Source organism: Corynebacterium sp. HMSC074A01 (assembly GCF_001831515.1).
In the GTDB taxonomy this organism is placed as follows: Bacteria; Actinomycetota; Actinomycetes; order Mycobacteriales; family Mycobacteriaceae; genus Corynebacterium.
This window is the reverse complement of sequence record NZ_KV825606.1, coordinates 1-786: the sequence shown is the minus strand read 5'-3', so window position 1 is coordinate 786 and position 786 is coordinate 1. Positions and strand designations below refer to the sequence as shown.

Genomic DNA, 786 nt, shown 5'->3' with positions numbered 1-786 from the left:
TCCGGTGTATGTCAAGCCCAGGTAAGGTTCTTCGCGTTGCATCGAATTAATCCACATGCTCCGCCGCTTGTGCGGGCCCCCGTCAATTCCTTTGAGTTTTAGCCTTGCGGCCGTACTCCCCAGGCGGGGCGCTTAATGCGTTAGCTACGGCACGAACCCCGTGGAAGGGACTCACACCTAGCGCCCACCGTTTACGGCATGGACTACCAGGGTATCTAATCCTGTTCGCTCCCCATGCTTTCGCTCCTCAGCGTCAGTTACTGCCCAGAGACCTGCCTTCGCCATCGGTGTTCCTCCTGATATCTGCGCATTCCACCGCTACACCAGGAATTCCAGTCTCCCCTACAGCACTCAAGTTATGCCCGTATCGCCTGCAACCCCGCAGTTAAGCTGCGGTATTCCACAAACGACGCGACAAACCACCTACGAGCTCTTTACGCCCAGTAATTCCGGACAACGCTCGCACCCTACGTATTACCGCGGCTGCTGGCACGTAGTTAGCCGGTGCTTCTTCTCAACCTACCGTCACAAAAGCTTCGTCGATTGCGAAAGGAGTTTACAACCCGAAGGCCGTCATCCCCCACGCGGCGTCGCTGCATCAGGCTTGCGCCCATTGTGCAATATTCCCCACTGCTGCCTCCCGTAGGAGTCTGGGCCGTATCTCAGTCCCAATGTGGCCGTACACCCTCTCAGGCCGGCTACCCGTCGACGCCTTGGTAGGCCATTACCCCACCAACAAGCTGATAGGCCGCGAGCTCATCCCATACCGCAAAAGCTTTCCACAAC

At 57.5% G+C, this 786-nt stretch carries 1 rRNA gene; it reads right to left on the bottom strand.

Annotated elements, in window-relative coordinates:
* A 16S ribosomal RNA gene (locus HMPREF2550_RS03060) occupies positions 1-786 on the bottom strand; the annotation flags it as partial.